We start from the raw sequence: 25,465 nt of genomic DNA on the forward strand, positions 1-25,465 counted from the left end.
AACTCAAAACTAATTACTGGGATGATTTTGATATTTGCGACGCAACGCAACTCCGAAACCTACTGCTGCAATTGTACCTAAAATCGTGAGCGGTTCTGGTACACTTTCACTTCTGCTGGTTAACTGGAAGGCATGGCGAGTTCCCGTATCCGTCCAGTTATTAAACGTCCCATTATAGGATTCCATCCCATTCCCACCCCAATTATTACCAGTCGTCACCCAATAAACATTATTCCGGTCTGCCACATAACCAGAATTATAATCAGATGCTAAATGTAACCCTAACCAATAGGTGGTATTCCCAGCAATTTGTATCGGGGAATTAAAATCAAAGGAATAGGCATATTCATCTAACTGCAAAGATGAACCGACGTAGGAACGACCAGTTGCATTTCTGACAATATTCGTGGCATTACCTTGAATATAGGGATTTGTACTCGGTCTTCCCCCTGCATCTTCAAAAATGTAATAACGTATGTTCCCATCCCAACCGTAATTTGGATTTCCACCCCATCCCTGGGGAGTTTCGATACTCCAAAAGTTCACTCCCGTAATCGTCTGTGCTGCTGCTAGCCAAAAGTTATTAGCTTGTGTCCAAGCACTAGCTTCGTTTGCGCTCCTCAAGTCAGGAGAACCACCATCAAAGACAATTTGTACAGCTTTTGCCGCACTAGTACCCAGGACTGTCAGGGTAATGATTCCCGCACTTAACCAATAAAGTGGCGATTTTCTGATCCTACATTTGCTCATATTTAGCCCACTCTCCCAAGGCAATAAGGGGTAATGGTAGACTTAACCCTTTGAGTGAGATCCGTTTCCATTTGTTCCGTCAAATTGGTTGCTTCCATCATTAAGTACTCGTAGAATTTAAACTTCACGCCTACTAGCTGAAATTCCGAGTTTCCTTGAGAACACACTGGCGAATCTCGTACATTTTCGTATAATTCGCGCACTTTATCTTAATTTTACTAAATTTGCTCCCAATGCGATCGCAGTAATCTCAACGGCATTACCAAAACTTCACCAGCAAGTTAAGTTTCAATGGTAATACCCAGGGTTTATACGGAAGCTATTCCCAAAATATGTTAAGACTTTAAACCCGACACAAACTACACCTATCCACCATACTGCCACAAGTGTTACTAGTCATGTCAAAAAAATCAATTACCCACCGCCACCTTTAAATAAGTTTTAAATTTGCTCCATTAGCTCTAGGTTGGTATTTATCAGGGAAAAGTCGGGAATCACGGGTGTTGTCAGCAGAAATTATACATAAATTATTTTTAAAGTTTAGATGAAATAATTATCAACAGCACAACCTCTCTGTCGGGTCTGCTGTTCAAGTAGCGCTAGCTGTCAGTGGGTACTTAAAAGTGTAGGACTTATACCATTTCACTCAAATTTCGATACATTTTCTCCCCCTGCTCCATTGGTAATATCGTTTACGCTAATGCTTGCTACACATCAGGGGCTGTAACCGTTGATTATTCTAGTTTCATTTATTTCAAAGTACAAGATAATCGATATAACAAGTTAAGATGCTCAAGCAATAATGCTTACAATATTGGTCAAAATCAGCTTTAAAAACACTATTTTTGAGTTTGCGATCGCGTCATCTGAAGAAGCATCGTTTAATATTGTCCTCAAAAATTAGTACTTGGCTAAATTTGATACTATATCTCTTCGCCAATTGATATCTTATTACTATTACTGTTGGCAAAAAAACTTTTGTCTTAACTTGTCACGAATAGTAAAACGGTATTATTTCTCTCACTCCCCCACTCCCTACTCCCTTTAAAATTCAGAGTCTACAATAAAAAAACCGGTTGAGGAAGTCAAACCGGCTAACACAGTTCCAAGGCTAAAACCAAATCTTCAATTAAGTCGGGGATCAAAACTATTAATCAATAAAACCCATTAAATACTCATAATCATCAATTTCGTTAGAAGCAACTGGACGATTACCCATAATTGAATAGGTCTCAGAAACGGCAATGGAACTTGCAGCAATTGGTCGAATCCCCGATAGGTTAATCGTATCGACCACCTCAATCTCATTGGCTGCAATTGGCCGTATTCCCATCACATTCATGGTGTCCACAACTTGCAGATGACTTACGCTAACGGGACGATTACCCATAACGTTATAGGTTTCTGATACCTGTAAGTCGCTGACTGCAATCGGTCTAATTCCAGAAATAGAAACTGTTTCTGCAACTTGAATTTCGCTCTTGGCGATGGGACGCAACCCAGAAACATTGAGAGTGTCTTTGACTTCTAAACTCCCGTTATTCGCAGTTTCGGCTTTGACTGGTACATTGGTAGAGCTACCGTTTTTGCTCTTCTCTGGACTAGATGCATTGTTATCTTTATCGGACGCTGGCATATCGGTTCCTTTGTTTGAGCTGTCGTTGGTTAAAGTTGGTTGGGACTCTGGTGATTTTGTCTTCACACCAGAGTTTTGGGTCTTAGGGGTGCTATTTCCTGATTCCACTGTTCCTTCCTCTTTGGGTTTGGCACGTTGCTGCCGTGGACTGGTGGTTTTCCCTGTGCTGCTCGTGCTCATGTTTGTATATCCCTCTTCAAATTATTAACAAGATTAACGGATTATTAAAAGGTATTTTGAAAAACAAATATTTTTGCTGTATATCAAAGTTTAACTTTAAAAAAGCTCGCATAGGTATAATTATCTTTGTATTTGTCACATAAGTAAACCTTAACTCCCGGATTCCTCACAAACTGCTCAAACTTTTAGTGAGTAGGGAAGAGTCCGTGATGGGAGCAGAAGAAAAATCAACCCATTACTCCCTGCTGATCACTTCCTGGTGAGAAATACAAGAACTACACGGCGATTTTGGATTCATCTTCGGTCTGTGTCGAAATTTGGATATTTTGTTAAATTACATCACAAGTCCCTTCCCCGTAGCAAAATCTGCCCGAATTCGGTAGGATCTAACAGGGAATCATAGTACTGATGTATGAATAAATTTTCACTGCACGCGCCATTTGCACCGACAGGAGATCAACCGAGTGCGATCGCCCAATTGGTAAAATCAGTTCGTGCCAACCATCGTTATCAGACGCTGTTAGGTGCAACGGGTACAGGTAAAACCTTTACAATTGCCTCTGTGATTGAACAGCTAGGAAGACCGACTTTAGTATTAGCCCATAATAAAACCCTTGCCGCCCAGTTGTGTAATGAACTGCGGGAGTTTTTTCCCCACAATGCGGTGGAATATTTTGTTAGTTACTACGATTATTATCAACCGGAAGCCTATATACCCGTCAGTGACACCTATATTGAAAAAACTGCCTCCATTAACGACGAAATAGATATGTTACGACATTCAGCAACGCGATCGCTGTTTGAACGTCGGGATGTAATTGTGGTTGCTTCCATTAGTTGTATTTACGGTTTGGGAATGCCATCTGAATACCTCAAAGCAGCCATTCCGCTACAAGTGGGGATGGAGGTAGACCCACGGGAAGTAATCAAAAGTCTGGTTGCGGTTCAATATAGCCGTAACGATGTGGAAATGGGACGGGGACGGTTTCGGGTACGGGGAGATGTGTTAGAAATTGGTCCAGCCTACGAAGATCGAATTATTCGGGTGGAATTTTTTGGAGACGAAATCGACGCAATTCGCTACATTGACCCTGTAACGGGGGAAATATTACAAAGTTTATCCGCCTTGAATTTATATCCAGCTCGCCATTTTGTCACCCCAGAGGAGCGGTTAGAAGCTGCTTGTGAGGATATTGCCACCGAATTAAAACAGCATAAACTAGAATTGGAACAAGCTAACAAGCTATTGGAAGCCCAACGCATTGATCAACGCACCCGCTACGATTTGGAAATGCTACGGGAAGTAGGTTACTGTAACGGAGTCGAGAATTATTCCCGCCATCTTGCTGGTAGACAAGCGGGAGAACCCCCAGAATGTTTAATTGATTATTTTCCCGATGACTGGTTACTGGTAATTGATGAATCCCATGTCACCGTACCCCAAATTCGGGGGATGTATAACGGTGATCAAGCCAGAAAAAAAGTCTTGATTGAGCATGGCTTTCGATTACCCAGTGCAGCCGATAACCGTCCCCTGAAAGCAGAGGAATTTTGGCAAAAGGTAAATCAATGTATCTTTGTTTCTGCCACACCGGGAACATGGGAGTTGGAAGTGTCTGGTGCTAATATCGCCGAGCAAATCATTCGTCCCACGGGAGTAGTTGACCCAGAAATTATTGTTCGTCCCACGGAAGGACAGGTGGATGATTTATTAGCAGAAATTCAAGACCGGGTAAAGCGGGAAGAGCGCGTACTAATTACAACTTTAACCAAAAGAATGGCGGAGGATTTAACTGAGTATTTACAGGAGCATAGTATTCGTGTCCGTTATTTACACTCAGAAATTAACTCGATTCAACGAATTGAGATTATTCAAGATTTACGGGATGGTAATTTTGATGTCTTGGTTGGTGTAAATTTATTGCGGGAAGGTTTAGATTTACCGGAAGTTTCCCTAGTGGCAATTTTAGATGCAGATAAGGAAGGCTTTTTACGCGCAGAAAGGTCGCTGATCCAAACCATCGGTCGTGCAGCACGTCACGTTCGTGGACAGGCAATTATGTACGCTGATAACCTCACCGATAGCATGTTAAAAGCAATTGAGGAAACCGAACGTCGGCGCAACATTCAAATTGCCTATAACCAAAAACACGGAATTACACCCCAACCCATTACCAAGAAAAAATCCACGAACGCCATTTTATCTTTCCTAGAAGTATCACGGCGTTTAAACGCTCAAGAACTGCAAGTAGTGGAAGAACATCTTGACGCAGTTCCCCTAGAAAATATTCCCGATTTAATTCAACAATTAGAAACACAAATGAAAACAGCCGCCAAGAACTTAGAATTTGAAGCAGCAGCAAAATTCCGAGACCAAATTAAGCAACTGCGAGATAAATTAGTGGGGAAATAAATACAAGGTAGAGAATGCAGAATCAAAACTAGTAGTCTGACGCATTTAAATTAGGAGCATTGCTGAATACAAATATGAATTGAAATTTTGACGTTATGTAGAGACGTAGCGATGCTACGTCTCTACGGTGATTTGGGTTTCAATACAAAATGTAAACAATTGTAATTCCTATCCAAATACAGCAACGCCATTGTTTTCATACATCAAATCAGCCACGCACGTTAATTAAAAAAAAACTTGCCGAAATGGCAACATTTTCCCGTCAGCCTTCGTTATCTTCATTGGGAAGTTGCAGGATTTCTGGTTTGAGTTGGTAATTACTAATTCACAATTCATTCATTACCCACTATCCTGGGATTGAATGCCTGTAACCTTTGAATCGTCAACTCCATTTCTTGAGTCTGGGTCGTCTACCTGCCCATTCATCTGTTATCTGCCTGCAACTAGTACCACATTTCCAAACAATCAGAACTACCAATCTTGATATATAGTACCAATTCTATGGTTTAGTTTTGCAAAATTAATGCTACTGTAAAAACAGTCCACCAGTCCCGGATGGATTCACTGTTACAACATTTCCTGTTAACCAGTATTGGAACTATAGCAAGATTCTCGACAAGTGAGGTGCAACCTCCCCATTCCCAACTAGGATGCAAATCCTTGCTCACAGTGCAAATACAGATGGATGGGTAGAGATTTTAACGAAAAAAAATCATATTTTATGATATATGTAACTTTTCTGCACTTGACTTCTATCCAAATTAATTTAGTCTTATAGAGGATCTATCTTTTGGCAGATAGAAAAGTGATACAGAATCCAAACCAATGCCCAAAAGGGTCAAGACAACCAATGGAAAAATTAAAGTTTCCTAAAAGTTTCCTGGCCATGTCGGATATTCCTGATGCTCAAAGTGAATGTTTTGATACGACAGTAACTTTGCAAATGGCATACCTTAGACTAGGTAGTCTTCTAGAGGGCAAAATCATTAACTGGAATTTGTAATATATAGTTTACAATACCAGTTCGTGAGAGAATCTAAAGAAAATATAAAAGCACATACCTTCACATTGGTGTTAGGAGGACACAAGTGTTTTTACGATTAGCACAACAACATCGACAATTCGTCCAGGATTTGGTTATGAACCTCCAAGCCTTGGCAATCGTACTGGAAAGACGCGGCTATTTGGCTTCTTGCTATACCTGCGGAGACCAGATGAATAGCGCATCTTTCATGGTGAGTCTAGGAGAGAATCATTTGATTCGCTTTTTAGTCTCTGACTACGGAATCACCTGGACAGAGATGCGTGATGACCGGGAACTCATGAAACTGGAGGGTGCGGAAGCAGTTAATCAGTTACAGGAGTTAGCTAATATTGCCAAGCATTCAATGCAGGCAAATTCGACCAATAAAGTCCTATTAGCCAAACGGGTATAGGGGTTTGCATGTGCTGAGGAACGCCAAAGTCCATGATATATTTGTATCAGGTTCAGATAGGGGAATACTAATTGCTAGTTGTGGAATGGTTTTACCTGAAGCAATTGGCCTTTAGTTATCACCCCGGAACGACTGAAAAAGTGTATTTTTGAATCTCTGGATTTTTACGTTTCTGGCATTGTGCAACCAGTTATAGCTAGATGTATCCAAAAATTTTTACTATCTTAATTGAGAATTTTTTCTACTTTTCATTTTGCACGCACCGGAATCAGTTAGCCTATCAGTTGTTGGATAAACCAAGCTTTTAGTGTGGATGGTTCATGTTTCAGGTCAACAGTCAACCAGCCACAGCAGAAACATATCAGTACGTGAAGTATAGCTCACTGCTTGCAATCTAATTTTGTATTATTTATTAATTTCAAAGCGAAATCGATTTGCCTGTTGAGTCAATCATTAATCGCAGCGTTGATAAACCCAGAATAATTAGAAAAAGTACCAGTCCAATTGTACAGCCATAGCTAATTTCCAGATTGCTAAAAGCCTGTTCATAGAGATAATAAACTATAGTTTTTGAACTATTGAGGGGACCACCCTGGGTCATGATGTACACCTCTTCAAATACCTTGCTTGCGGAAATCGCAGAAATCACAGCAACTAGGGCTAAATAGGGTCTCATCAACGGTAAAGTAATATCCCAGTGTTTGCGTACACCATCTGAACCGTCAATGGCAGCAGCTTCGTAGATATCGCCAGGAATGGCTTGTAAACCAGCTAAATAGATGACCATGTAATATCCTAATCCTTTCCAGATAGTGACTGCCATGACGCTAAAAATGGCTAGATTGGGGTCAGTTAACCAAGGGATAGGTTCCCGAATGAAACCAAAGTATTTGAGAAGCTGATTCAGTAATCCATTCTCTGCGTATAGCCAGTTCCAGGTAATTCCAGCCACAACCATCGAAATAATGACAGGGGTGTAAATTGCCGCGCGATACCAAGAAATACCACGTAGTCGTTGATTAAGAAGAATCGCTAATCCTAAAGGGACAATGACGAGAATTGGAACAACAACCACTAGAAATAACACCGTATTACCCAAAGTTTGCCAGAATACCTGATCATTCCACAGACGGATAAAATTATTCAGTCCAATCCATTGGGCAGATTGGGGAGACCTAATGTCATCAATGCGGACGAATGTGAGGTAAAATGCCTGGAGGGCGGGAATAAATACCGCGAATGTGAGGATAAATAGGGCTGGGAATAGGAATAAATAGGGGGTTAAACGGGATAAAATAGGAGATTGGGGATTGAGCCATTTGGGTAGGTGAGTATGCATGGGTAGGGAAGACCGCAAAACAAAAAAATATCACAGCAGCATTTTATATTACTTATACTCTTTTTAATTTAGTCTTACCTGTCTGTTGGACACAATTACAATCGAAAAAACCTTCTTTGCCCATCGGAACTCACTCCTTACTTACTCTGTATTCAACGAGGATCGGAAATTACAGCTTTATGATTAAACTATATGGAGCAGCTCGCAGTCGAGCAACTATTGTCCGTTGGTATCTAGAAGAGCTTAATCTGGAGTATGAAGAAATTAACCTAGACATGCAAGCAGGAGAACATCGCCAACCAGCATACTTGGAAATTAATCCGATGGGTAAAGTTCCAGCCATTGTGGATGGTGAGTTGAAACTATGGGAATCGGGAGCGATTTTGTTGTACCTTGCTGATAAATATGGTCAGCCGCAACAAACACCCGCAGAAAGAGCGATCGCAGCGCAATGGGTTTTATTTGCAAATGCAACACTCGGACCAGGAATTTTTATCGAAGCCAATCGGGAACGGGAAATGCCAAAATTGATGGGTGCTTTAAATGGGATTTTGAGTCAGCAACCCTATTTAACTGGCGAGGAGTTTACCGTTGCGGATGTGGCTGTTGGCTCCTATTTAAGCTATATTCCCCTCATGTTACAACTGGATTTGAGTGGATATCCAGCAGTGGAAAATTACATGAAAACAATTGCCGCACGTCCTGCATTTCAGAAAGCTTTTGCAAATCGCGGGTAGTACTCCACCAGATTCATCATATTAATTTTGATGGGTTAAAGTGAGTTAGATGAGTTATCAAAACAGAAACTATTGTCCAGCAATATTTGTGGAAAATAGAAGTTTTTAAAAACCTCTTAGTACTCCATGTCATTAATTTTGATGGGTTAGGAAAGGTTCGTAGTAGCGCTAGTCTACGACAACCCTGCGGGTATAGCGCCCTTACCTTAACACTTTTTCTATACTAGAGCCACTACTACGAACCCATCAGAACTACTAATGACACAGACCACTAGGAAAATGGATGGTGTATCTTTAACATAGGTTGCCCCAGCATCATTATTTAAACTGTTTGCGTTGCGGTCAGAGACGTGGAGACGCTATATATTGCGTCTCCACTTTCTCTTGCTCAATTCAGTGAATTTATCTTGATAATTGCCACAGTTGAATTTCATAACATAAATGACGATCAAAAATTTTCCGTGCAGCTAATCCTTCCGTAATTGGTTGCTCCAACCAACGTTTGTATGCCCAATTTGCAAGGGTATATAGGGGTGGGACAGCGATTTTTAACACATCCGCGATATACTTTCCTGTAGTTAGTCCGAACCTCTGAAAGTTATCGACACATAAATCAATTGTTGGTGCAATGTTTTGGGAAATATCTTCTGATTTTACTAGGGTAAAACCGGCTGTTTCTAGGGCTTTTTGTAGCTCTTGTTTGAGGTGACAATTAGAGAAAATACCCTTTTGATATTCCTTGTCTTTTCGCATCATATCCGCTAGTAATAGATAGCCGTTATGAGCTAATAGACAAGATGTACCCTGGACTAAATCATTGACAGCAACATACTGACTACTTTCGCTAAATAGGATTAAACCGTAGGATTTAGTGGCGGTAAAATCTTCAAAGCGACTCAAATGAAAAGGTATCTTACCTTGGGTCTTCTCAATAAACTTGGCTCCTTGAAGCGGGTCTGGTGCTAACCCCTCCACAATAAAATCCTCATCAGGACGAGAACTAGAAATGCGATCGCACAAATATTTCGTATTTCCCCCGATACCACAACCCACATCTAGTACAGATGTTACTCCTGTTGGGATAAAACTCATTAGCTTCATCGAATAAGCTTCCTGAGCTACTCGTAAGCGAGTAATAGTCAATTCCTCTCCTGGAGCAGGTAGTTCTTCCCAATATCCGTAATGCAGAAAATCAGAATTCGTCAATCCGGTATAGTAGTCGATCGCGGCATTTTGGTAGCGAGTCGCCTTGGGAATTTGAATTGACTTGGGGCTTTGCATGGAGATTCCAGGTGAATTAGGTAAATACTATCACACATCCTTTCCCCAAATTTCTATCTACATCTGATACTTTTTCCTAAGTATTGTGTCGGACTTGACCAACTTTATATTTACCACCCCAAACAATCCAGAGCAAACTTGATTTATCCCAGTCTTAAAATTCAATCAAAAAATTTAGGAAAAGGGTTGATTAATCATAGGGGTTTCTGTTAGTATAGGAATAAGGCTCCAAGTGATTAATATACATTAACAATGATAATGATAATCACTCGTAGGATTGCAACTCGCTCTGCGTAAGCCTTTGAGGAGCAAAGGACTAGAGGTAACACCCAGTCTTGAGTGGTATTTCAAGCACAAGCAATGAACATTTTTTGGTGAATGTTGGAGGGAGAAGCCTTCGCACCGGATTTGATGGCGAGACTCTAGGGGAGTCGCTACGCGATTCGCAAGCGACGATTTCGCTCAGATAGACTTGAAAATTCCCGTTTTCCATCTCGTTCGCGCAGCGTAGCGTTGATTATACATTGGCTAAAACCTTTGAAATTTCAAGATTTAGTCTCGAAATTGTATCAAAGCCGTCCTCAGAGAACCTCGCTTTAGACCCATCGATGAAGGTAAATAAGTAAATAACCTATGCTGCTTGGGAAGTTTGGGAATAAACGACTTGACGATAGAACGATTGTAGCTGCTTAGTTGCAGCACTCCATCCCCAGCGTTCCGCCTCGGCACGGGCATTTTGTCGAATTGTCTCCCGTTGTTGACTTGATTCTAATAGTTGGCGGGTAGCAGCGATCGCACCCGTATCACCGGTTTCTGGGTCAAACAAATAACCATTTACCCCATCGGTAACGATATCGGGAATACCCCCAGAACGTGCTGCAACCACTGGACATCCCGCAGCCATTGCTTCTAATAGAACTAACCCCAAAGTTTCCGTACGGGATGGGAAAATAAAGGCATCAGCACTGGCAAAGGCTGCACCCAATTCTAAACCTTGGAGATAACCGACAAAATGGGTATTTGTACCTTCAAAATGTTTTTCCAGAGTTTGACGGTGGGGACCATCTCCCACCAATGCTAATCTGGCGTTGGGTATGGCTTCTAAAACAGGTTTAATTCGTTCAATTTCCTTTTCCGCAGATAATCTCCCCACATACAGCAAAATGGGTGCATCTGGATGATTTTGGGATAAACGCGATCGCATTTGCGGACTAGCTAAACCCGGATGAAAGGTTTCCGTATCCACACCACGTTGCCATAGATCCACCCGTTCAATGCCGTGGCTGCTTAATTCTTCACACATAGCAGTGGAAGTACATAAATTTAATTCTGCCTGGTTGTGGGCTGCTTTTAACAACTCCCATAAAAAACCCTCCAACATCCCTAAACCGTAATGTTGGAGGTATTGGGGTAAATGGGTATGATAGGAGGCAATGAGGGGAATATTTCGGGATTTACTGTGGAAAATACCCGATAACCCTAAAATTGCCGGATTGACAACATGGATAATATCTGGGGCAAACCTATCTACAGCCTCCCCAATCGATGGACGGGGTAAAGCCATCTTTAACTCTGGATATAACGGTAAAGGGAACCCGGATACACCGTGTATTTTTGCTCCCTTATACTCAGTTAATCCACCTTCAGGACAAACAACCAGAACCTCGTCACCATTTCGTTGCAGGTGGTCAACAGTGTGACGTAAGCGCGTAACAATACCATCGACCTTGGGTAAAAATGTTTCAGTAAAAAGGGCGATTCTCATAAGTGCATCAAATTTGAATGTCGGTTATTTGCCACCAGTTGACAGCGATATTGGTTTTAATCTATCGCTATTCGTCTCCATTGTTGAGGATACCGCTATTTTGACCAAAAAAGCATCCAAAATTTGACTAGCAATTTACCGACGATACACAGGACAAACACGGTAGCGGTAACGATAACCTCGATAGTAACGATAACGGTAATAACATCGACCGTAACGCACTATTCTCACTCTTCGGGGACGACGATACACCCGACGCACCCGATAGGTTTGTGCCAGCAAGGGAACATTCCCCTGTAAATCGGTGATTATCCCTGCATTCACTGGCAAAGTTGGCATAAATGCGATCGCACCAGTAGCTAATCCCAGAACTGTTATTTGGAGTTTTTTCAACATTCAGTTCTACCCTACCGAAAACTCGATAGGTTCAATTTTACTGATACTTTCAAGAGACGTAGCAATACTACGTCTCTGGTGTAAAATTTTCAATTTATATTTGTATTCAGTAACACCAAAATTATTCACTTTCATAGGGAGCAGGAAATGGGAAAAAACAGCTTTCGTACCATTTCACTCAAATTTTGATACATTTTCTTCCCCTGCTCCCGCAAGCATCCGAAAGCTCCCCGTCAAGTATCAACTCTAAAGTCAAACCATATCAGATATTTTGGTGTCAGTAGTACATGTAAGCTCTTCTCTGTCTCGATGAGTAAACATAATTTTGCTCAACTGACTTGAAAGTGAGTACGGAGTGGGGGAAAAATCACTTTCATATATCCTGGTGTACGCAGTTCATGATGACTACTTGTTAATTTTTTGTTGATGCAAAATTTAGTGGACAGATGAACAAGTAGCACAGAACTGGGGAGCAAAGCGACAAGATTGCTTCCCTGTGACGATGTGGCTTGTACAATAGGGAAACCGAGTTATTTGATGATCCGTGGCCGATAATACTAATGAGGCTGAGGAAGATTGGGAATTTTTGGGGGAACAACGCATTTGCACTAGCGCTAATAATCGCGGCAAACAAACACATGCAATGGCATTAATCAGGGTGACAATTAAAATATCTAGCCAACCCATGAAACATCACCTCCACAAACTGAATTTTCAACTTTTCCATCTGCTTCACTTTCTGGTAGATGCTTTGCGAATTCGTAATACCCCTGTGGAGAAGCAAGCTACGTAATTGCAAGTTGCTTCCTCATGGGAAAAACCCACAACCAAACCGGAAAATAGCTCATTCCTATTCCCCACTCCCTCTGGATCAAGCAAGTAACTATGAACGTCTTGAACACACCCATTAACTTCCAGAATTACAGAAGTTAACATCATTTAATATCTATGTATTTTTATTTTATCATAGATTTTTTGTAATAGATGAAAATAACTGCAAGTGTTATAACTTGAGTTTTAGCAACAGGGAATAGTTAATGGTTATACATACAACCATCTAATTGAAGAGAGTTTAGACAAAAGGGGTATGAATAATGTCAAAGAGAATGAATACTGCATTTGCGAGGGAATTAGAAAAACGCGATCGCGCTTTTATTGATGAATTTGCCAATTATCGAGATATCGAAACCTTACCGGAAATCTGGGCGATCGCAGCCAATTTATACAAAGATACGGTCGCGTTATGTGACCCCCATAGTCAACCGGAGGTGATGTTGACCTATGAGCAGTTGTATGGACAAATAAAATTGTTTGCCACTGGTTTACAAGTCCTGGGATTGGAAGTGGGAGCAAGGGTTTCCCTAATATCTGACAATTCACCTCGCTGGTTTATCGCTGACCAAGGAGCCATGTTAGCGGGTGCGGTAGATGCAGTGCGTAGTTCTCAAGCAGAACGGGAAGAGTTATTATTTATCATTCGTAATAGTGGGAGTACGGGATTAATCCTGGAGAACTTGCAAACTTTGACGAAGTTGCGTGAAGGGATTAGGGATTTACCGATTGAATTTGTAGTATTACTGTCCTCAGAAAATGTTCCTAGTGACGATGGGTTAAGAATTCTGAATTTTGACCAAATTATGGAATTGGGAAAAAGTCAGGAATTGCAACCAGTCAAACGTCGGGGAGAGGATTTAGCGACATTAATTTATACTTCAGGAACCACGGGAAAACCCAAGGGTGTGATGTTATCCCATAATAACTTGATGCACCAGGTGAAAAACTTGCGGTCACTGGTACAACCAGGAGTTGGTGATATTGTTTTGAGTATTTTACCCACCTGGCACAGTTATGAACGTAGTGCCGAATACTTTTTGTTAAGTTTAGGCTGTACACAAGTTTATACGAATTTACGGGCAATCAAACGGGATTTAAAAGAATTTAAACCCAGTTACATAGTTTGTGTACCGCGACTAATCGAATCTATTTATGAAGGGGTACAAAAGCAATTTCGCGAACAACCTCCCTCCAAACAACGCCTGGTTTACACCCTTTTAGGATGTAGTGAAAAATACATCCGCGCTCGAAGAATTGCCAACGGATTAGATACAGAAAATTTACAACCCTCCACCCTGGAAAAATTACTAGCTAATATCCAGAGTATATTTTTATTTCCCCTGCATAAATTAGGCGACAAACTAGTTTACAGTAAAGTTCGGGAAGCCACCGGAGGCAAAATCAAACAAATGATTAGCGGAGGGGGAGCTTTAGCCAGACACATCGATTTATTCTTTGAAATTATCGGTGTCGAAGTGCTTGTCGGCTATGGATTAACCGAAACCTCCCCAGTCACCCATGCTCGACGAATTTGGCGAAATATGCGCAATTCCGCAGGTTTACCAGTACCCGGAACCGAAGTCCAAATCGTTGATCCAGAAACACGTCAACCCCTCCCCATTGGTAAAACAGGGTTAGTTTTATTACGCGGTCCCCAGGTAATGCAGGGATATTACCAAAATCCCGAAGCCACAGCCAAAGCCATTAATCCAGAAGGATGGTTTGACAGTGGAGATTTAGGATGGGTGACACCAGAAAACGATTTAATCCTCACCGGACGAGCAAAAGATACCATCGTATTAAGTAACGGGGAAAACATCGAACCCCAACCCATCGAAGACGCTTGTTTGCGATCGCCCTACATCGACCAAATCATGTTAGTCGGACAAGACCAACGTTATTTAGGTGCATTAATCGTTCCCAATCTGGAAGCCTTAGAAAATTGGGCAAAACAGCAAAATCTCCAGATAAGAATAGGAGATGACAATGGTGACAGCAATAACAATGCTACACTGTCGGGCAGTCAAGTAATCGACCTGGAAAGTAAAATCATTCAGGATCTATTTCGACAAGAGCTAAATCGAGAAGTACAAAATCGTCCTGGATATCGACCAGACGACCGTATCATCCCATTTAGACTCGTGACGGAACCGTTTTCCATTGAAAATGGTTTGATGACGCAAACATTGAAACTGCGTCGTCATATTGTTATGGACAGATATGGCGATTTAATTCGGGAAATGTTTGTTTGAATAATGCAGGAGACAGGTGACAGGAGATAAGTGATTATTTATTACTTATTCATGATCTCTTTACTCTTCCTACTCCCTATTCACCATTCCCTACTCCCATTCCAGCGAGAATACCGGAGTTATTAAAAACTTCAGTTATTTCCCCCTGGATCGGTTCTGCCCTTAGTTACAATCTTTAGAGTGAACGGAAACGTAAATTATGGATGTCTCGAAACAATTACTACTAAAACGACCCGTCAACGTCACCGCAGTCGTCACACCACTGTGGAAACAAGAAGCACAACAGCAACTGCAATCCCAAATCATTCAAATTGACCAACAACTCGAACAAATCGACGGTCAAGGACAACGTGCGATCGCTGAAATACAAAAACAATCCCTCCAACCCCCCGGACCCCAAGTCCAACAACAAATCGAAAATATCCAATACCAAGTCAACCAGCGTAAAAGCGAATTACTAGAACAAAAAAACCAGTGTCTCCAAAGCCTCCAACAAGTGCAAATGTTGGAACTTGACCAAGAAGTAAATCAAGGACAGTTAGAAGGCTTTTTCCGGATTGAACTAGGTGATAACCTCGCAAGTAAAATGCAGGTAGAAGTAGTAATTCGCGACGGTGTTGTCGAAGAAATTCGCGGCGATATCTAAAAAAATTATCCCCAATTTGTAGAGACGTAGCACCGCTACGTCTTTAATTCATGGGCAGATTTTTTTACAGATAAACGCCCAAAAAAGTATAAAATATCGAGAGCGTCGTGCTTCTAGCCCCAAGGACAAAGCAAATGTGGAAACGAATTGGATTAATTTTACTGTTAATTTTAAGTATTAGTGTAGCGCGTCCCCAAGGTGTCCTGGCAGCTGCTCTCAATGATTATGTCGATACCACCGATGGTTATCAATTCTCCTACCCCAACGGTTGGGTACAAGTAAAAGCCACTAAACCCCTCGATGTCATCTTTCACGACATCATCGAACCCAGCGAAAATATTTCCGTCGTCGTTAGTCCCGTCCCCGGTAACAAACCATTATCAGAACTCGGTAGTCCCACGGAAATCGGCTACAAACTTGGTAAAAACGCCCTTGCTCCCGAAGGTTCCGGAAGAGTTGCCGAACTTGTGGATGCTGCCGAAAGGGAAGTGGAAGGTATTAAATATTACAAGTTAGAATATATAATTAAGTTACCCAATAACACTAAACGCCATAACCTTGCCAGTGTTGCCGTCAGTCACGGTAAACTATTTACACTAAATGCCTCCGTATCCGAAAGACGTTGGCCACGAGTCAAAGGTTTGATCGAAGAAGCAGTGAATTCCTTTCAAGTCTATTAGAGGATTAGCTCGACTTGATCCAAAATTAAGAACTTGGCTTTTCTTATGCGGCAAAAAACCAGGATTTTTGCCAAAGACTTTTTCCTTGTCACAGATTTGCACCCAAATACAAAAACTAAAACAACTATCTTGCAATGGTTTCAGCGTCGGGTTTTAGGTTTTTTAAAAATGGATCAAGTCGAGATTAGAGGATGTTTTAAAAGAGACGCGACATATCGCGTCTGTACTGTACAGGTAGAAGGGAATCGTTAGAGACGCCACATGTCGCGTCTGTACAGTCTGTACAGTTGATAACGACATCAACTCCCCACCTTTGTGTATCCTGTATTTTATCTCCTCCATATCAAATTATGGGTGTTCCACAATTTGTATTAGCATCAGCATCTCCAGCGCGTCGGCGATTATTACAAACAATAGGGATTGAACCGATTGTTTGCGCGAGTGATTTTGACGAATCCCAGGTAAATTCCCGCGATCCGATTTTATTAGTACAGATATTAGCCCAGCGCAAAGCGGAAAAGGTAGCACCGAAATATCCAGAAGCTCTAGTATTAGGGTGTGATTCTGTACTCGCAATCGAAGGGGAAATTCATGGAAAACCCGCAAGTTCAGATGAGGCGATCGCGCGATGGCAAAATATGCGGGGGAAAACCGGTAATTTACTCACAGGTCATGTTTTAGTGGATAATCTGCAAAATCGGAAAATTGTCAAGTGTCAAACAACAAAAGTTTACTTCGCCCACGCGAGCGATCGCGAAATCGTAGATTATGTTGCCACTGGAGAACCGTTAAAATGTGCCGGTGCGTTTGCCTTGGAAGGGAAGGGTAGTGTATTTGTGGAGAAAATCGAAGGTTGTCACAGCAACGTCATCGGTTTGAGTTTACCCCTATTACGACAGATGTTAGGGGATTTGGGTTATACGGTGATGGATTTTTGGAGGTAGATAAACAGGAAAAATGACGGTATCAGGTTATGAAGGTGGGAAGTCTAAACCATAAAATAAGTTCGGTTTCTGTGAAAATGAGATTGGGAAAAATTTCGCTACATTAGGAAATAGGAAAATTTATTAACAAAACCCCCACAGACGAACCGTTGGGTCGTCTCTACTCCAAAACACGAAAATCCTAAATCTCAAATTTGATATGACCACCACCCTCACAGCATCAACCGCTAACAACCCACTTTTACAAGGTACAGGATTACCGCCCTTTGCCGATATTCAACCAGAAATGGTAGAACCTGCTCTCAAGGAATTAATTCCCCAATTAGAAGCAGAACTAAGTCAATTAGAAGCCAATGTCCAACCAACTTGGTCGGGATTGGTGGAACCCTTGGAAAAAATCACCGAGCGTTTGTACTGGACTTGGGGTGTAGTCAACCATTTAATGGGGGTGAAAAATAGCCCAGAACTGCGCACAGCCTACGAAGCGGTACAACCTCTGGTAGTTCAGTTTTCCAACCGTCTCAACCAAAGCCAAGCCATCTACAAGGGATTTAAAGCTTTGCGGGATAGCGATAATTATGCCCAGTTAGAACCTGCTCAAAAACGGATTGTGGAGTCGGCGATTCGCGATGCTGAATTAAGTGGTGTCGGTTTAGAAGGTGCTGCTAGAGAACGTTTTAACGCCATTCAAATGGAGTTGGCTGAACTTGCTACCAAATTCTCCAACAACGTGTTAGATGCAACTAAAGCCTTCCAACTCAAATTAACCACACCCGAAGACATAGCCGGACTTCCCCCTAGTTTACTCAGTTTAGCAGCCCAAGCAGCCCGTGCTGCCGGAGAAGAACATGCTACCCCAGAAACAGGTCCTTGGGTAATTACTCTGGATGCACCCAGTTACGGACCATTTATGCAGCATTCCCAACGGCGAGATTTACGGGAACAGGTTTACAAAGCTTATATTTCCCGTGCATCGGAAGGGGAATTAGATAATAATCCGATTATTATTAGAACTTTGGAATTGCGGCAAGAATTAGCTGAATTACTAGGTTACAAAAACTATGCTGAAGTCAGTTTAGCTAGTAAAATGGCAGCCAATACCCAAGCAGTGGAACAGTTACTAGAAGAATTACGCCAATATAGTTACGATGCAGCGAAGGCAGAATTAGCTGAATTAACAGCCTTTGCTAAAACTCAAGGTGCAGCGGAAGCAGATGATTTAAAACATTGGGATATTAGTTACTGGGCTGAACGACAACGGGAAGCTAAATTTGCCTTTACCGACGAGGAATTACGTCCCTATTTCCCCCTTCCCCAAGTTTTAGAGGGATTATTTACCCTCGTTAAACGTCTATTTGGTGTTACTGTCACCCCCGCAGACGGTCAAGCACCAGTTTGGCATGAAGATGTGCGTTATTTCCAAATCGCCGATGAAACAGGTCATCCCATTGCCTACTTTTACCTCGACCCCTACAGTCGTCCAGCCGAAAAACGGGGTGGAGCTTGGATGGATACCTGCATTAATCGGGGATTAATCAGGGAAAATGGCACTGTCATCACCCGTTTACCTGTTGCTTATCTGGTATGTAACCAAACCCCTCCCGTAGACGGTAAACCCAGCTTAATGACTTTCTACGAAGTCGAAACCCTATTCCACGAATTTGGCCACGGCTTACATCATATGCTGACCAAAGTGGATTACCCCAGTGCGGCTGGTATTAATAACGTTGAATGGGATGCCGTGGAATTACCGAGTCAATTTATGGAAAACTGGTGTTACGAACGCCAAACTTTAATGGGAATGGCTAGACACTACGAAACCGGTGAACCCCTACCGGAACATTACTATCAAAAACTCCTTGCTGCTAAAAATTACATGAGTGGTAGCAGCATGTTACGACAAATCCACTTTAGCTTGGTGGATATGGAATTACACGCCAACTATCGAACTGGTGGTCAAGAAACACCCCAAGAACTGCGATCGCGAATTGCCCAAACTACCACTGTTCTCCCTCCTCTCCCAGAAGATGCCTTTTTATGTGCTTTCGGACATATTTTTGCCGGGGGTTATGCAGCTGGGTATTACAGTTATAAGTGGGCTGAAGTCTTGAGTGCAGACGCTTTTGCAGCCTTTGAGGAAGCAGGTTTAGAGAACGAAGCAGCCGTCCAAACCACTGGAAAACGTTACCTTGATACCATTCTTGCTCTTGGTGGTAGTCAGCATCCAATGGAAATATTTGCCAGTTTTCGAGGACGGGAACCCAGTACAAAACCACTATTAGTTCATAACGGGTTGGCGAATTGATTTAATTTATCCCCTCAAAAGTCAAAGGGAATTGAGAAATAGCTGATTGCGATCGCGATCGCTTTACGAGGATGGGGTGGAGGATACACAACTTTACCTTTTGCGATCGCTTCTGGGTAAAGTAGGGGTACGGTTGTTTGATCACAGTAATTTTTTAAGGCTGATTATTAAGCAAGTTATTCAAGGCTGATAACTCGTGAAAAATCTAGGATTTAGGGGTTGCTGATGTCAAACTCAAAGTTTCCCAAACTATTTTACGACGGCATCCTATATTCTGTATCCTGTATTCTATATTCCCGAATCCAGGAAGGGTGAAGTATGGCAATTGAGGTAGATTATCGATTTCCACCGCAGGTGGATGCAAGGAAACAAGCACAGGTGATTGCTGTCGGACAAACTGTGGGGACTTGGGATGCAAGATTTAGCCATCGGGAAGTTTCCTTAAAGCAACATCTCGCTCAGGTTCTCTCGGTCAAAACTGATGAGGATGGTTATCATATTGCCACGGTAGCTTTTCCGGAAGATAATGTGGAAGGGGATATTGCCAGTTTACTGACGATGATTTTTGGTAAGTATTCGATGGCTGGTGCTGCTAAAGTTGTTGCTGTGCGGCTTCCGGAGAATTACGGGTTAATGCCGAAGTTTGGTATCAAGAGAATTCGGGATATTTTAGGTGTACACAAACGACCCTTGGTGATGGCGATTTTTAAACCAGCTTTGGGTTTGTCAGCGAGTGACCACGGAGAAATTTTTCGTCAAGTTGCCCAAGCAGGATTGGATGTGATTAAAGATGACGAAATTATGGGGGATTTACAGTCCGCACCCACCCTGGAAAGATTACGGGCTTGTCGAGAGGTGATCGATGAAATTGAACGGAAACAAAAGCGTACTATTTTATACGCAGTGAACGTGACTGGAAATGGGGCACGGTTGTTGGAGCGGGCCCGTAATTTGGTCAGGGCTGGAGCTAATGCTTTACTGTTAAATGTGTTTTCCTACGGAGTTTCCATTTTAGAAGCCTTAGCAGCTGACCCCCAGGTGAATGTACCGATTTTTGTCCATCCAGCCGGGGCTGGGGCTTTGGCGGGTGCGCCGGAATATGGTTTTGCCTACAGTGTCATTTTAGGGACGTTGATGGCTCACGCGGGGGCGGATGCGGTGTTATATCCGGCACATTACGGTAATCTCCCCTTTACGGCGACAGAGGAGGCGAAAATTCGTGATAACTTGCGACAACGGGGGGTGTTTCCGGTTCCCTCTGCGGGAATTCATCCCGGTGTGGTTCCGAAGGCTTTACAGGATTACGGGGATGATGTGATTCTCAATGCTGGGACGGGAATTATGGATCATCCTGATGGTGCTGCTGCGGGGGTAAAGGCTTTTTTTGAGGCATTAAGTTTTGTGAAAAATGGTCGCGAATTTAACTTAGATATGCTGCCTTCAGGAGCATTAAAAAGCGCGATCGCAAAATGGGGTATTTATCAGAATCGGGAGTAGGGAAAACCACTTTCATCTCTTCGAGAAGCTGCGCTACGCGCATCTACGGTTTTGGGTGTCCGAGTTATGATGTGCGCGATCGCTGTACAGGAAAGATATTATGTTGGTGATCGCCTTATTATGAGGTAAGTCTCAATGCGATCACTATGCACCTTTACTAATGTAGCGATCGCATAATGTTAGTTAACTGCTTGCATTTTGCTCAAACCAGGTAACCAAATCATTTATCCCAGACATTTTGAAGAGTTCCCGACATAGAGCCTCTAATTTATCAGTATTTAAGGCTTGAACCTTTTGCAAAATAGATTCATCTACCTCTCCAAAACGTTCTGATAATAGGGATATGCACAATGAGCAAGCTTCAAGTTGCTTACCCTTCTGCAAAATATCTTGATAAATAACCGATTCCTGCATCGTATCCTCGCTTAACAACTGACGAATCAACTCTTTCTCAAACCGCAAACCAGCTAAAATCTCAGTGTATGCTGCCGTATTTTGTCTTGTCTCCCTATCTGCAATTGTAGCCACTTCCTGGGCAACCTGGGATAATAATTCCCGTGGGGAATCGGTTCGACACAACGGTGCTAACGGCAATAAAGCCGAATTCCCTAAAAACAAACTTGCTTTTTGCTCCCACATCCTTACTGCACGATACCTGTGAATAGTTAAATCTTCTTGATATTCTTCGGTAAAGGCAATCTCATCATCAGTTTCCTGGAGAAAAATGACAACTTGTATGATGGAACACTTGTATAAACGTTTTAACCTGACATAGTAATCCAACATTCGGAAAGGAATACCTGGATTCGACTGGGTTTTGGTTTGAAACTCTATATGCAAAATACGATTACCAGTACGTATAAAAATAACCGAATCGGCACGAACTGGTTCTAAACTTAACTATGTTTTCAAAACCTCAATATTGGTAGATTCTTCCCCAATTAACCATCGAATAAAATCGGCTGGATATTTCTCTGCCAGCACTTTACAAATATTATCAAAACTCAAAATATCACCCTAATTATATCGATTATCTTGTACTTTGCAATAAATGAAACTAGAGTAATCAACGGTTACAGCCCCTGATATGTAGCAAGCATTTCCCAAAAAAAACAGCCATTTCTCAAGGAAATGGCTGTCAGTATTAACTAATTCCAATCAGTCAAAAATTTTACATGAGGAGTTACCGAGGCAACCAACCTTAGTAATCGAAGTCGCCACCCATACCAGCGCCAGCACCAGCAGGAGCATTATCTTTAGGTTCGGGTTTGTCAACAACGATACATTCGGTGGTCAGAACCATTCCGGCGATGGATGCTGCGTTTTGCAGTGCGGAACGGGTCACTTTCGCAGGGTCAACGATACCAGCTGCGAACATGTCAACGTATTCGTTGGTAGCAGCGTTGAAACCAACATTGAATTCTTTCTCTTTTACCCGTTCAGCAATGACAGCGCCATTTTGTCCAGCATTTTCTGCAATCCGTTTGAGGGGAGCAGACAAAGCACGAGCGACAATCATAGCTCCAATCAATTCCTCATCCTTGAGGTTGTCGTTAGCCCAAGTTTCCAACTGGGGAGCTAGGTGAGCTAGGGTTGTACCACCACCAGGAACAATACCTTCTTCGACCGCAGCTTTGGTAGCGTTGATTGCGTCTTCTAAACGCAATTTCTTGTCTTTCATTTCGGTTTCGGTTGCTGCACCAACTTTCACAACAGCCACACCACCGGAAAGTTTAGCTAGACGCTCTTGCAATTTTTCTTTGTCGTAGGAAGACTCGGTTTCTTCCATCTGACGACGGATTTGTTCGCAACGTGCTTTAACTGCGGTTTCGTTACCTTCAGCAACAATGGTGGTGTTGTCTTTGGTAATGGTGACACGACGTGCTTTACCTAAGCTGTCGATTTTGGTTGCATCCAATTTCAAACCAGCATCTTCGGTAATCACTTGACCACCGGTGAGGATGGCAATATCTTCCAACATTGCTTTACGGCGATCGCCGAATCCAGGAGCTTTGACCGCAGCTACATTCAAGACACCGCGTAGACGGTTTACAACCAAAGTCGCCAAAGCTTCCTTCTCGATGTCCTCCGCAATGATCACTAAGGGACGACCAGCGCGAGCTACCTGTTCGAGAATGGGAACTAAATCTTGCACTAGGGTGATTTTCTTGTCGGTAATCAACAAGAATGGCTCGTCAAAAACAGCTTCCATCCGCTCGGTATCGGTTGCGAAGTAGGGGGAAATATAACCCTTGTCAAAACGCATCCCCTCGGTGATTTCCAACTCGGTGGTCATGGATTTTCCTTCTTCTAAGGAAATCACCCCTTCCTTACCCACCTTATCCATCGCTTGGGCAATCATGTTACCGACTTCATCGTCGTTACCAGCAGAGATGGCACCAACTTGGGCGATCGCTTTGGAATCTTCCACCGGACGAGCATGGGCTTTGATTTGCTCGACTAAGAAACCAGTCGCTTTGTCAATACCACGCTTGAGAAGAATCGCATTTGCACCAGCAGCGACGTTGCGTAAACCTTCTTTAACCATTGCGTGGGCTAATACGGTCGCTGTGGTAGTCCCATCACCAGCTGCGTCGTTGGTTTTAGAAGCAGCTTGACGAATCAAGGAAACACCGGTGTTTTCCACATGGTCTTCCAATTCAATTTCCTTGGCAATGGTGACACCATCGTTAATAATCTGAGGTGCGCCAAATTTCTTTTCTAGGACAACATTGCGTCCTTTAGGACCAAGGGTGACAGCTACAGCCTCAGCCAAAATATCCATGCCACGCTCTAAAGCACGACGAGCGTTTTCGTTGTAAATAATCCGCTTTGCCATAATTCTTAATTGTTGCTCTCTTGCTGCTAGTAATGTTTTTAATTGCTAGTTTTGCGTTAGTTTTTTTGAGCCTAGTTAGTGGGTGTAGCTGCACGCTGATAAAATAAGCGTGCATAGGGCAGAAATAATATCGTGTTTTTGCTCACCACTAACTACTAACGATTAGCTAACTACTGCTAAAATGTCTTTTTCAGAGAGAAGTACGTACTCGTCAGTTCCCAATTTGATGTCGGTTCCTGCATACTTCGAGTACAAAACTTTATCTCCTACTTTGACATCCATTGGCATCCGGGCACCATCATCTTTGATTTTGCCCTCGCCAACTGCAACAACTTCACCAACTTGGGGTTTTTCTTTGGCGGTGTCAGGTAAGTACAAACCACCTGCGGTTTTTTCTTCCGACGCGCTTACTTTCACGAAAACGCGATCGCCTAAAGGTTTAACTGTAGATACGCTTAGAGATACAGCAGCCATAACTTCTATTGCCTGTTTAGCACTCTCGACTCCTGAGTGCTAATTTATCGAAGGGTGGGCTTTGCTGGCAATAAATTCCTATGTACGGGTTCCCGAACCCAAAAATGTGTAGACCGTACTATGCGCAAAAACACTGTTGTCTAAGTATAAAATGCGTTTCAAAATACACGTAAGTGTAGTGTTAACCTGGAATTTCCCCACAAAATTGAGATTGTAATGTATTTGCAATCCGTAGAAATTGTAATAGAACAGTAATCAGGAGTTGCAATCGGGAGTAGTATGAAGGTGAAACCAGTAAATCTCAAATTTCCCCAAACTAAACCGAAATTTGACTGTGAAATCCTAAATAAAGATTTAGAAAATTTAGGTTTAAGCATTTTCCCATGCCACATTTTGATGTGTGCTGACAGCACATTTGCCAAATGTGATGCAGGAGGAATCGGTGATAAATTTTGGGATTCTTTCCCATCCCGTTTTCAACCACTAAAATCGGGTTATTTTCCGGATGAGATTTTGCTGTCTAACCTGATTAGGGAAAACATTTTCCCAACTCCAGTGGTCGGACTTGCCTGTTTGTGTAGATGGGCCGATAATGGTGATCTACCCAAACGGTGTATGCTACGACCAAGCAGTTCCAGTGGTAATCGAGCGGATAATTCAAGAGCATCTAGGAGAGGCAATAAAGCGGTAGAAGAGTATGCTTGAATTGAAGCTCCGTTACCACAAAATCCTCCTACTAATGCGCGAAAATTCTCGACCTCAGACCCAACATCAAGGAAGTATATGGATATAATGTAGCAGCAATGTGAATTCAATGCGGGCTAGTTTCACCTGGGAATATCCGGAACCAAGTGGTTAACTAGTGGAAATTGAATAATAATTATTATTATTTAATCAATGTTTTTCTCCCGCACCCACAAAGCGATATATAATAGCGCATTATCAATACTGCTGCTCTACGTATCCTTACTAAACTGTTGTGAGCGGATTGTTAAATTAAGTTTTAGTAACTTTTTTAACAGGAATCAAAGCGAGTTTAGTAGGAAAAACAAACCCCTATA

Annotated in this window: 20 protein-coding genes and 1 pseudogene; 11 read left to right on the forward strand and 10 right to left on the reverse strand. The window is 42.3% G+C overall.

The features are described 5' to 3' along the window. Positions 1–9: 9 nt before the first annotated feature. Together CDC37_RS25005 and CDC37_RS18575 are read right to left on the reverse strand one after the other, a co-directional pair. Positions 10–750 (reverse strand): PEP-CTERM sorting domain-containing protein, encoded by a 741-nt coding sequence (locus tag CDC37_RS25005; RefSeq protein ID WP_096623970.1) that lies wholly within the window; start codon positions 748–750, stop codon positions 10–12. Positions 751–1,900: 1,150 nt separating this feature from the next. Continuing rightward, positions 1,901–2,566 (reverse strand): hypothetical protein, encoded by a 666-nt coding sequence (locus CDC37_RS18575; RefSeq protein ID WP_096623972.1) that lies wholly within the window; start codon positions 2,564–2,566, stop codon positions 1,901–1,903. A gap of 412 nt (positions 2,567–2,978) precedes the next feature. Here CDC37_RS18575 and uvrB point away from each other — a divergent pair, with 412 nt between their 5' ends. Together uvrB and CDC37_RS18585 are read left to right on the forward strand one after the other, a co-directional pair. Continuing rightward, the gene (gene uvrB / locus CDC37_RS18580) at positions 2,979–4,979 is read left to right on the forward strand and encodes an excinuclease ABC subunit UvrB (protein ID WP_096623973.1); all 2,001 of its coding nucleotides are present in this window, start codon (positions 2,979–2,981) and stop codon (positions 4,977–4,979) included. A 1,088-nt stretch (positions 4,980–6,067) separates the two neighbouring features. Further along, positions 6,068–6,415: a DUF1815 family protein gene (locus tag CDC37_RS18585; RefSeq protein WP_096623975.1), complete on the forward strand. Its 348-nt coding sequence runs from the start codon at positions 6,068–6,070 to the stop codon at positions 6,413–6,415. Between the two features lie 418 nt (positions 6,416–6,833). On the opposite strand, the gene CDC37_RS18590 is transcribed toward CDC37_RS18585, so the two are convergent. Further along, positions 6,834–7,754 (reverse strand): carbohydrate ABC transporter permease, encoded by a 921-nt coding sequence (locus tag CDC37_RS18590; protein ID WP_096623977.1) that lies wholly within the window; start codon positions 7,752–7,754, stop codon positions 6,834–6,836. A 179-nt stretch (positions 7,755–7,933) separates the two neighbouring features. Here CDC37_RS18590 and CDC37_RS18595 point away from each other — a divergent pair, with 179 nt between their 5' ends. Further along, positions 7,934–8,491, forward strand: a complete 558-nt coding sequence (locus CDC37_RS18595) for a glutathione S-transferase family protein (RefSeq protein WP_096623979.1) — start codon at positions 7,934–7,936, stop codon at positions 8,489–8,491. Between the two features lie 402 nt (positions 8,492–8,893). Here CDC37_RS18595 and CDC37_RS18600 read toward each other — a convergent pair whose 3' ends face one another. The 3 genes from CDC37_RS18600 to CDC37_RS18610 form a co-directional block, all read right to left on the reverse strand. Next, on the reverse strand, positions 8,894–9,772 hold the full coding sequence (locus CDC37_RS18600; RefSeq protein ID WP_096623981.1) for a class I SAM-dependent methyltransferase: 879 nt from the start codon (positions 9,770–9,772) through the stop codon (positions 8,894–8,896). Between the two features lie 631 nt (positions 9,773–10,403). Continuing rightward, positions 10,404–11,537 carry a glycosyltransferase family 4 protein gene (locus CDC37_RS18605; RefSeq protein WP_096623983.1) on the reverse strand — a complete coding sequence of 378 codons (1,134 nt, stop codon included), beginning with the start codon at positions 11,535–11,537 and terminating at the stop codon, positions 10,404–10,406. 135 nt (positions 11,538–11,672) lie between these two features. Further along, complete coding sequence (locus tag CDC37_RS18610; protein ID WP_096623985.1) at positions 11,673–11,933, reverse strand: hypothetical protein; 261 nt, start codon at positions 11,931–11,933, stop codon at positions 11,673–11,675. Positions 11,934–12,477: 544 nt separating this feature from the next. Here CDC37_RS18610 and CDC37_RS18615 point away from each other — a divergent pair. The 6 genes from CDC37_RS18615 to CDC37_RS18645 all read left to right on the forward strand — a co-directional run bounded on the left by CDC37_RS18615 (position 12,478) and on the right by CDC37_RS18645 (position 19,594). Further along, the gene (locus CDC37_RS18615; RefSeq protein WP_096623987.1) at positions 12,478–12,726 is read left to right on the forward strand and encodes a hypothetical protein; all 249 of its coding nucleotides are present in this window, start codon (positions 12,478–12,480) and stop codon (positions 12,724–12,726) included. Between the two features lie 313 nt (positions 12,727–13,039). Further along, entirely contained in the window at positions 13,040–15,019 is a 1,980-nt protein-coding gene (locus CDC37_RS18620) for an AMP-dependent synthetase/ligase (RefSeq protein ID WP_442861046.1), read from the forward strand. 199 nt (positions 15,020–15,218) lie between these two features. Next, on the forward strand, positions 15,219–15,665 hold the full coding sequence (locus CDC37_RS18625) for a YlqD family protein (protein WP_096623991.1): 447 nt from the start codon (positions 15,219–15,221) through the stop codon (positions 15,663–15,665). A 134-nt stretch (positions 15,666–15,799) separates the two neighbouring features. Next, positions 15,800–16,345 (forward strand): photosystem II reaction center PsbP, encoded by a 546-nt coding sequence (gene psbP, locus CDC37_RS18630; RefSeq protein WP_096623993.1) that lies wholly within the window; start codon positions 15,800–15,802, stop codon positions 16,343–16,345. Between the two features lie 350 nt (positions 16,346–16,695). Next, the gene (locus tag CDC37_RS18640) at positions 16,696–17,289 is read left to right on the forward strand and encodes a Maf family protein (protein WP_096623997.1); all 594 of its coding nucleotides are present in this window, start codon (positions 16,696–16,698) and stop codon (positions 17,287–17,289) included. Positions 17,290–17,488: 199 nt separating this feature from the next. Further along, positions 17,489–19,594, forward strand: a complete 2,106-nt coding sequence (locus tag CDC37_RS18645) for a M3 family metallopeptidase (RefSeq protein ID WP_096623999.1) — start codon at positions 17,489–17,491, stop codon at positions 19,592–19,594. A 1-nt stretch (position 19,595) separates the two neighbouring features. Here the strand turns inward: CDC37_RS18645 and CDC37_RS24495 are convergent, their stop codons facing one another. Continuing rightward, positions 19,596–19,739 carry a hypothetical protein gene (locus CDC37_RS24495; RefSeq protein WP_157780783.1) on the reverse strand — a complete coding sequence of 48 codons (144 nt, stop codon included), beginning with the start codon at positions 19,737–19,739 and terminating at the stop codon, positions 19,596–19,598. A gap of 173 nt (positions 19,740–19,912) precedes the next feature. On the opposite strand from CDC37_RS24495, the gene CDC37_RS18650 reads away from it, so the two are divergent. Then, positions 19,913–21,091 (forward strand): RuBisCO large subunit C-terminal-like domain-containing protein, encoded by a 1,179-nt coding sequence (locus CDC37_RS18650; protein ID WP_096624001.1) that lies wholly within the window; start codon positions 19,913–19,915, stop codon positions 21,089–21,091. A 183-nt stretch (positions 21,092–21,274) separates the two neighbouring features. Here CDC37_RS18650 and CDC37_RS18655 read toward each other — a convergent pair. The 3 genes and pseudogenes from CDC37_RS18655 to groES form a co-directional block, all read right to left on the reverse strand. Next, positions 21,275–22,099: pseudogene (locus CDC37_RS18655) on the reverse strand (Rpn family recombination-promoting nuclease/putative transposase). A gap of 193 nt (positions 22,100–22,292) precedes the next feature. Further along, positions 22,293–23,930 (reverse strand): chaperonin GroEL, encoded by a 1,638-nt coding sequence (gene groL / locus CDC37_RS18660; protein WP_096624003.1) that lies wholly within the window; start codon positions 23,928–23,930, stop codon positions 22,293–22,295. A 162-nt stretch (positions 23,931–24,092) separates the two neighbouring features. Next, on the reverse strand, positions 24,093–24,404 hold the full coding sequence (gene groES, locus CDC37_RS18665; protein ID WP_096624005.1) for a co-chaperone GroES: 312 nt from the start codon (positions 24,402–24,404) through the stop codon (positions 24,093–24,095). Between the two features lie 279 nt (positions 24,405–24,683). Here groES and CDC37_RS18670 point away from each other — a divergent pair, with 279 nt between their 5' ends. Beyond that, positions 24,684–25,109, forward strand: a complete 426-nt coding sequence (locus CDC37_RS18670; protein WP_096624007.1) for a hypothetical protein — start codon at positions 24,684–24,686, stop codon at positions 25,107–25,109. Positions 25,110–25,465: the final 356 nt, after the last annotated feature.

The organism is Calothrix sp. NIES-3974 (assembly GCF_002368395.1).
Classification (GTDB): domain Bacteria; phylum Cyanobacteriota; class Cyanobacteriia; order Cyanobacteriales; family Nostocaceae; genus NIES-3974.

Excerpts from the sequence above, each read along its gene's own strand:
- CDC37_RS25005 (WP_096623970.1), bottom strand. The coding sequence starts at position 750 with ATGAGCAAATGTAGGATCAGAAAATCGCCACTTTATTGGTTAAGTGCG.
- CDC37_RS18575 (WP_096623972.1), bottom strand. The coding sequence starts at position 2,566 with ATGAGCACGAGCAGCACAGGGAAAACCACCAGTCCACGGCAGCAACGT.
- uvrB (WP_096623973.1), top strand. The coding sequence starts at position 2,979 with ATGAATAAATTTTCACTGCACGCGCCATTTGCACCGACAGGAGATCAA.
- CDC37_RS18590 (WP_096623977.1), bottom strand. The coding sequence starts at position 7,754 with ATGCATACTCACCTACCCAAATGGCTCAATCCCCAATCTCCTATTTTA.
- CDC37_RS18595 (WP_096623979.1), top strand. The coding sequence starts at position 7,934 with ATGATTAAACTATATGGAGCAGCTCGCAGTCGAGCAACTATTGTCCGT.
- CDC37_RS18600 (WP_096623981.1), bottom strand. The coding sequence starts at position 9,772 with ATGCAAAGCCCCAAGTCAATTCAAATTCCCAAGGCGACTCGCTACCAA.
- CDC37_RS18605 (WP_096623983.1), bottom strand. The coding sequence starts at position 11,537 with ATGAGAATCGCCCTTTTTACTGAAACATTTTTACCCAAGGTCGATGGT.
- CDC37_RS18610 (WP_096623985.1), bottom strand. The coding sequence starts at position 11,933 with ATGTTGAAAAAACTCCAAATAACAGTTCTGGGATTAGCTACTGGTGCG.
- CDC37_RS18620 (WP_442861046.1), top strand. The coding sequence starts at position 13,040 with ATGAATACTGCATTTGCGAGGGAATTAGAAAAACGCGATCGCGCTTTT.
- CDC37_RS18625 (WP_096623991.1), top strand. The coding sequence starts at position 15,219 with ATGGATGTCTCGAAACAATTACTACTAAAACGACCCGTCAACGTCACC.
- psbP (WP_096623993.1), top strand. The coding sequence starts at position 15,800 with ATGTGGAAACGAATTGGATTAATTTTACTGTTAATTTTAAGTATTAGT.
- CDC37_RS18640 (WP_096623997.1), top strand. The coding sequence starts at position 16,696 with ATGGGTGTTCCACAATTTGTATTAGCATCAGCATCTCCAGCGCGTCGG.
- CDC37_RS18645 (WP_096623999.1), top strand. The coding sequence starts at position 17,489 with ATGACCACCACCCTCACAGCATCAACCGCTAACAACCCACTTTTACAA.
- CDC37_RS18650 (WP_096624001.1), top strand. The coding sequence starts at position 19,913 with ATGGCAATTGAGGTAGATTATCGATTTCCACCGCAGGTGGATGCAAGG.
- groL (WP_096624003.1), bottom strand. The coding sequence starts at position 23,930 with ATGGCAAAGCGGATTATTTACAACGAAAACGCTCGTCGTGCTTTAGAG.
- groES (WP_096624005.1), bottom strand. The coding sequence starts at position 24,404 with ATGGCTGCTGTATCTCTAAGCGTATCTACAGTTAAACCTTTAGGCGAT.
- CDC37_RS18670 (WP_096624007.1), top strand. The coding sequence starts at position 24,684 with ATGAAGGTGAAACCAGTAAATCTCAAATTTCCCCAAACTAAACCGAAA.